Origin of the sequence: uncultured Cardiobacterium sp., from assembly GCF_938028185.1 — a bacterium.
Taxonomy (GTDB): Bacteria; Pseudomonadota; Gammaproteobacteria; order Cardiobacteriales; family Cardiobacteriaceae; genus Cardiobacterium.
The window spans coordinates 1-7,123 of record NZ_CALJAH010000135.1; the positions used below are offsets into that span (position 1 = coordinate 1).

The following is a 7,123-nucleotide window of genomic DNA, read 5'->3' on the forward strand; positions in this document are numbered from 1 at the left end:
CGTACTTTCAAGCCGGAACGCGACGGCCTGTTTTGCGCCAAAATCTTCGGGCCAATCAAGGATTACGAATGCCTTTGCGGTAAATACAAGCGCCTCAAGCACCGTGGTGTCGTTTGTGAAAAGTGTGGCGTGGAAGTCACCAAATCCAGCGTGCGTCGCGAGCGCATGGGGCATATCGAACTGGCCACCCCGGTCGCCCATATCTGGTTTTTGAAATCACTGCCGTCACGTATCGGCCTGTTGCTTGACCTCACCCTGCGTGAAATCGAGCGGGTACTGTACTTTGAATCCTTCATCGTCCTCGATCCGGGCATGACGCCGCTGGAAAAAAACCAGTTGCTCAACGAAGAAGCCTATTTGCAGGCGGTGGAAGAATACGGTCACGAATTCAAGGCGATGATGGGCGCGGAAGCGATTCAGGAAATCCTGCGTACCACCGACTGGCGCGACATCCTGCAAACGCTGAAAGAAGAACTGGAGCAAACCTCCTCCGAAACCAAGAAAAAACGGCTGGTGAAGCGCATCAACCTGATTGACGCCTTCGTCCCTGACCCGGATGACCCGAAAAAAGTCGTCGGCAAACCGGAATGGCTGATTCTCAACGTGCTGCCGGTACTGCCGCCTGACCTGCGTCCGCTGGTACCGCTCGACTCCGGCCGCTTTGCGACTTCCGACTTGAACGATCTCTATCGCCGCGTCATTAACCGTAATAACCGTCTGAAGCGCCTGCTGGAACTGTTCGCGCCGGACATCATCGTCCGCAACGAGAAGCGGATGCTGCAAGAAGCGGTTGACTCGCTGCTCGATAACGGCCGTCGTGGTCGCACCGTCACCGGTTCCAACAAGCGTCCGCTGAAGTCGCTTGCCGACATGATCAAGGGCAAGCAGGGGCGTTTCCGGCAAAACCTGCTGGGCAAGCGCGTCGACTACTCCGGCCGCTCCGTTATCGTGGTTGGTCCGACCCTGCGCTTGCACCAATGCGGCCTGCCGAAACGCATGGCGCTGGAACTGTTCAAACCGTTCATCTTCCAGCAGCTGATTGAAAAAGAACAGGCACCGACTATCAAAGCGGCGAAGCTGATGGTGGAGCGCGACGAGCCGGAAGTCTGGGATGCGCTGGAATACGTCATCCGCGAACACCCGGTCATGCTCAACCGCGCACCGACCCTGCACCGCTTGGGCATTCAGGCGTTTGAGCCGATTCTCATTGAAGGCAAGGCGATTCAGCTGCACCCGCTGGTCTGCGCCGCCTTCAACGCGGACTTCGACGGCGACCAGATGGCGGTACACGTACCGCTGTCGCTGGAAGCGCAGTTGGAAGCGCGCGCGCTGATGATGAGCTCGAACAACATCCTCTCGCCTTCCAACGGCGAGCCGATTATCGTGCCGTCGCAGGACGTTGTCCTTGGCCTCTATTACATGACACGCGAGCGCGTCAACGCGAAAGGCGAGGGGATGCGCTTTGCGGACATCAAGGAAGTGGAGCGTGCCTATCAGGCAGGCGAAGTACACCTGCAAGCGAAAATTGAAGTGCGTCTGGACCTCTTTGAAGACGGCAGCAAAAATTTCCGCCGCATTCAGACCACCGTTGGCCGCGCGCTGTTGTCGCAAATCCTGCCGGAAGGCCTGTCGTTTGACCTCATTAACCGTGCGATGAACAAAAAGGCGATTTCTAACCTGATTAACCAGTGCTACCGCCAGATTGGTCAGAAAGAAACCGTCATCCTCGCCGACCAGCTGATGTACACCGGCTATCGCTATGCGACCTACTCCGGCGCCTCCATCGGCATCGTCGATATGGTCGTGCCGGCGGCGAAAGCGGAAATTCTGCAAACCTCTGAAAACGAAGTGAAGGAAATCGAAGACCAGTACGCCAGCGGTCTTCTCACCCAAGGCGAAAAATACAACAAAGTCATCGATATCTGGTCACGCGCCAATGAGAAACTGGCGAAGGCGATGATGGACAACCTGCGCCAGGAAGACGTGGTCAACCGCGACGGCGAAACCGTCAAGCAGGAATCCTTCAACTCCGTGTACATGATGGCAGACTCCGGAGCGCGGGGTTCTGCGGCGCAGATTCGTCAGCTCGCCGGCATGCGTGGCCTGATGGCCAAGCCGGACGGCTCCATCATCGAAACGCCGATTACCGCGAACTTCCGCGAAGGGCTGAACGTCCTGCAATACTTCATCTCTACCCACGGTGCGCGCAAAGGTCTGGCCGATACCGCGCTGAAAACCGCAAACTCCGGTTACCTTACCCGTCGCTTGGTGGACGTCTCGCAAGACGTAGTCGTCAACGAAGAAGACTGCGGCACGACGCGCGGCTTTGAAATTCAGGCGGTGGTTGAAGGCGGTGATGTGGTCGAGCGCCTGAGTGACCGCGTGTTGGGACGCGTACTGGCCGAACCGGTCGTCAATCAAGACGGTACCGTCGTACTGGATGCGGGCACCCTGCTCGAAGAAAAAGAAATCGCCGTGCTGGAAAGCGCGGGCGTGGATCGCGTTGTGGTGCGCTCGGTCATTACCTGCGAATCGCGCTACGGCGTCTGTGCGCAGTGCTATGGCCGTGATTTGGCGCGCGGACACCGCGTCAACGTCGGCGAAGCCGTCGGCGTTATCGCCGCGCAATCCATCGGTGAGCCGGGTACCCAGCTGACGATGCGTACCTTCCACATCGGTGGGGCGGCATCGAGCGCGGCCGCGGTTGGTTCGGTGGAAGCGAAGACCAACGGTACCGTGCGTCTGACCAACATCAAAACCGTCACCAACAAAGACGGCAAACTGGTTGCAGTTTCCCGCTCCGGCGAGCTGTCGGTCATCGACCAGAACGGCCACGAACGTGAACGCTACAAAATGCCCTATGGCGCGACGCTCGGCATTGAGCATGGCGACGAAGTCAAACAGGGACAACTGCTCGCCAGTTGGGACCCGCACACCCACCCAATTATCGCCGAGGTGAGCGGCCGCATCGCCTTCCAGGATTTCGAAGACGGCGTCACCGTGCAAGAATCCTCCGATGCCGATACCGGTTTGACGGTACGCACCATCATGGATAACGCGCTGCGCTCTACCTCCGCCAAGGACAAGCGCCCGCTGATTCAACTGCTGGATGAGAATGGGCAGCCGGTAAAACAGGCCGGTTCCGACATCCCGGTCAACTACTTCCTGCCCGGCGGCGCGATTGTTCACCTGGACGACGGCGCCAAGGTGGAAGTGGGTGACGTTCTGGCGCGGATGCCGCAAGCGTCCGGCAAAACTGCGGACATCACCGGCGGTCTGCCGCGCGTTGCCGACCTCTTTGAGGCGCGTAAACCAAAAGAGCCGGCAATCCTCGCCGAGAAAACCGGTACCGTCTCCTTCGGTAAAGAAACCAAGGGTAAACAGCGACTTATCATCAGCACCGAGGACAATGAAGTCATCGAAATCCTCATCCCGAAATGGCGGCGCCTCAACGTCTTTGAAGGCGAACAGGTCAAACAGGGCGACGTGCTGGCCGATGGCGAGCTGACCCCGCATGACATTCTGCGCCTGCGCGGCGTGGCGGAGCTGGCGGCACACATCGTGCGCGAAATCCAGAACGTTTACCGCCTGCAAGGGGTAAAAATTAACGACAAACACATCGAAGTTATCGTGCGCCAGATGCTGCGCAAGGTAATCGTGCTCGATGCTGGCGAATCCCGTCTGATCGTCGGCGAGCAAGTCGATTTGCAGCGTGTTCTTAGCGAGAACGACCGCCTGCAAGCCCAGGGCAAGCTGCCGGTGCGTTACGAACCGGTGCTGATGGGTATCACCAAAGCATCCCTGGCAACCGAGTCCTTCGTATCGGCGGCCTCCTTCCAGGAAACCACCCGCGTCCTGACCGAAGCCGCGGTGCTGGGCAGTTTCGACGAATTGCGCGGTCTGAAAGAAAACGTCATCGTCGGCCGCCTGATTCCGGCAGGCACGGGATTGGCCTATCACCAGCAGCGTCGCGCCAACCGCGAGGAAGAACAGGCGCTGTTTGAAATGGTCAAAGAAGAACCCGAAAACGAAAGCGGAAAAGTGGTGATGGCTGAAGCAGAAATGCCAGACGACGGTATTGACGACACCGAGTAAGCCATCATGCAGCGCCAGCCCCGTCGGGACACCGGCGGGCTTGACAACAACGGGGCAGACGCATACCATGCGCCACCTTTGGCGTTGAGGCGCTGATTTAAATTAATTTATGAGAAATCTGGAGAGATTATTTCATGGCAACCGTTAACCAGCTCGTGCGCAGCCCGCGTACGCGCCAAAAAGAAAAAAACAACGTTCCTGCATTGCAGGGCTGTCCGCAAAAGCGTGGCGTGTGCACCCGTGTGTACACTACCACGCCAAAAAAACCGAACTCTGCCATGCGCAAGGTTGCACGTACCCGTTTAACCAACAAGTACGAAGTAACCGCCTATATCGGCGGTGAAGGGCACAACCTGCAAGAGCACTCCTTGGTGCTTATCCGCGGCGGACGGGTCAAGGACTTGCCGGGCGTGCGTTATCACATCGTGCGTGGCGCGCTGGATACCGCCGGCGTTAAAGACCGTAAACAGGGTCGTTCCAAATACGGCGCCAAACGTCCCAAGTCATAAGTTAAGGAAACCGTTTTATGTCAAGAAGAGTACGTGCTCCGATTCGCCAGATTCTGCCGGATCCGAAGTTTGGAAACGTCGTAGTGGCGAAATTCATCAATATCCTGATGGTCAGCGGCAAAAAATCGGTTGCTGAAAAAGTCGTCTATGAAGCGCTGGAAAAAGCCGCCGAGAAAAAGCAACTGCAACCGGTTGAAGTGCTGGAAGAAGCGCTGGAAAAAGTTCGTCCTGCGGTAGAAGTCAAATCCCGCCGTGTTGGCGGTGCGACCTATCAAGTGCCGGTGGAAGTTCGTCCGGTTCGTCAAAACGCCCTGGCAATGCGCTGGCTGATTGAAGCAGCACGCAAGCGTAATGAGAAATCCATGGCGCAACGCCTTGCGGCCGAGTTCCTCGAAGCGCTGGAAGATCGTGGTGCAGCGGTCAAAAAACGTGACGACACACACCGTATGGCGGAAGCGAACCGCGCGTTCGCCCACTTCCGCTGGTAACGCGTTCACCATAAGGAGACAAACAAACACATGGCACGCAAAACCCCAATTAACAAATACCGTAACCTCGGCATTATGGCGCACATTGATGCGGGTAAAACTACGACGACCGAGCGAATTTTGTTCTACACCGGGATGTCTCACAAAATCGGCGAAGTACACGATGGCGCGGCAACGATGGACTGGATGGAACAGGAACAGGAGCGCGGTATTACCATTACCTCTGCGGCCACTACCTGCTTTTGGAAAGGTATGGGCGCACAGTTCGATGAGCACCGCATTAACATTATTGATACGCCCGGACACGTGGACTTCACTATCGAAGTAGAGCGCTCCCTGCGTGTACTTGATGGTGCCTGCTTGGTGCTTTGTGCTGTTGGCGGCGTACAACCGCAAACTGAAACCGTTTGGCGTCAGGCCAACAAATACCGCGTTCCGCGTATTGCATACGTCAATAAAATGGATCGTACCGGAGCAAATTTCCTGCGCGTTGTCAAACAGATGGAAGACCGGCTAAATGCCCAGCCAGTTCCGTTGCAGTTGCCTGTTGGTGCCGAAGAGAACTTCAAGGGTGTCATTGACCTTATCAAGATGAAAGAAATCATCTGGAATGAAGATGACAAAGGCATGACCTTCAAATATGCTGATATTCCGGCCGAGTTACTTGCCGACTGCGAAGCACAACGGGAAAAACTGGTTGAAGCTGCGGCAGAAGCGAATGAAACCCTGATGGAAAAATATCTGGGTGGTGAAGCGCTGAGTGAAGAAGAAATCATCGCAGGTCTGCGTGAACGTACCATCAATAACGAGATTGTTCCGGTTGTTTGTGGTTCTTCATTCAAGAACAAAGGTGTTCAGGCAATGCTGGATAAAGTGATTGAACTGCTGCCCAGCCCGGTTGATATTGAGGCTATACAGGGGATTAACCCAAATACTGAAGAAACTGACAGCCGTGAAGCAGATGATAGTGCGCCTTTTTCCGCCTTGGCCTTCAAAATTGCTACCGACCCGTTTGTGGGAACACTGACTTTCGTCCGTTGCTATTCAGGTGTACTGGAAGCTGGCACTACTGTGCTCAACTCGGTTAAAGACAAACGTGAGCGTATTGGTCGTATCGTGCAGATGCACGCCAACGCGCGCGAAGAAATCAAAGAAGTTTATGCAGGCGATATTGCAGCTTGCGTTGGTCTGAAAGATGTTGTCACTGGCGAAACCCTATGTGATGTCAACAAGCCTATCATTTTGGAACGGATGGAATTCCCGGAACCGGTTATTGCAGTTGCAGTTGAACCGAAAACCAAATCCGACCAGGAAAAAATGGGGATGGCGTTGGCAAAGCTGGCACAGGAAGATCCGTCATTCCGTGTGCACACCGATGAAGAAACCGGACAAACCATCATTTCCGGTATGGGTGAACTGCACCTGGAAATCATCGTTGACCGCATGAAGCGTGAATTCAAAGTGGAAGCGAATGTGGGTGCACCGCAAGTAGCCTACCGCGAAGCGCTGCGTGAAAGCGTAGAACAGGAAGGCAAATTTGTACGTCAATCTGGTGGACGTGGTCAATACGGTCACGTTTGGTTGCGGATTGAGCCACAAGAACCAGGTTTTGGCTATGAATTCGTCAATGCCATTGTCGGTGGTGTCGTTCCCAAAGAATACATCCCTGCCGTTGATAAAGGTGTGCAAGAACAAATGCAGAATGGCGTACTGGCAGGTTATCCGGTAGTAGATGTCAAGGTTACCCTGTTTGATGGTTCATTCCACGAAGTGGACTCTTCGGAAATGGCCTTTAAACTGGCTGGTTCTGAAGGCTTCAAATTGGGGGCGCGCAAGGCCAAACCAGTATTGCTGGAACCGATGATGAAGGTCGAAGTTTCCACGCCGGAAGAATACATGGGCGATGTCATTGGTGACTTGAACAGCCGTCGTGGACTCATTCAAGGTATGGACGATGAAGCAAGTGGCAAGATTGTTCGCGCTCAAGTGCCGTTGGCAAAAATGTTCGGCTATGCCACTTCGTTACGTTCA

Annotated in this window: 4 protein-coding genes; all 4 read left to right on the top strand. The window is 55.3% G+C overall.

What is annotated here, in order from left to right; all coding sequences use genetic code 11:
- The coding region (gene rpoC / locus Q0349_RS04140) for a DNA-directed RNA polymerase subunit beta' (RefSeq protein ID WP_298079615.1) at positions 1-4,095 on the top strand (4,095 nt) is incomplete at its 5' end.
- Positions 4,096-4,229: 134 nt separating this feature from the next.
- Positions 4,230-4,604: a 30S ribosomal protein S12 gene (gene rpsL / locus Q0349_RS04145; protein WP_006984585.1), complete on the top strand. Its 375-nt coding sequence runs from the start codon at positions 4,230-4,232 to the stop codon at positions 4,602-4,604.
- Positions 4,605-4,621: 17 nt separating this feature from the next.
- Complete coding sequence (gene rpsG / locus Q0349_RS04150) at positions 4,622-5,092, top strand: 30S ribosomal protein S7 (protein WP_298079616.1); 471 nt, start codon at positions 4,622-4,624, stop codon at positions 5,090-5,092.
- Positions 5,093-5,122: 30 nt separating this feature from the next.
- Positions 5,123-7,123 (top strand): elongation factor G (gene fusA / locus Q0349_RS04155; RefSeq protein ID WP_298079617.1); only part of this gene is annotated, 2,001 nt, incomplete at its 3' end.